The organism is Nocardia abscessus (genome assembly GCF_015477775.1).
Lineage (GTDB): Bacteria > Actinomycetota > Actinomycetes > Mycobacteriales > Mycobacteriaceae > Nocardia > Nocardia abscessus_A.
Window position 1 is genome coordinate 1 of record NZ_JADLQO010000075.1, and the last position, 426, is coordinate 426.

Consider the following 426-nt stretch of genomic DNA (forward strand, 5'->3'; position numbering starts at 1 on the left):
AGACCACCGGGCCGCCTTGGGGCGCACCGAATTCGGCCGAGGGATCGGTCCAGACGTAGATGCGGTCGGCGTTGGTCCCCCAGTTCTGTCCCACGCCGTCGGGCAGATCGCGGATGAGCCCCTTGGCTCCGGCGCGCACCAGCAGCCGAGTGGTGTTGAGACTACCCGCGGCCAGGATCAGCGCACCGGTGGTGAGGACCTTGTGCTCCACCACCGCGCCGGTGGTGTCCAGCCGTTGCACATGCACGATCCACCGGCCGTCGGATGCCCGTTCGACGTCGATCACCTCGTGCAGGGTTTGCACCCGCACCAAACCGGTGGCTTCGGCGGCGGCGATGTAGGTGACGTCGACGGAATGTTTACCACCATTGTTGACGCCCATGGCGCCGTCACCGTTGGTGTAGGACGGCTTCATCTCCCCGCGGA

1 protein-coding gene is annotated in these 426 nt (G+C 66.7%); it reads right to left on the reverse strand.

Going from position 1 to position 426, the window contains the following annotated elements; translation table 11 throughout:
• A partial coding sequence (locus IU450_RS39335; protein ID WP_195154789.1) for a GMC family oxidoreductase N-terminal domain-containing protein occupies positions 1-426 on the reverse strand: 426 nt, incomplete at both ends.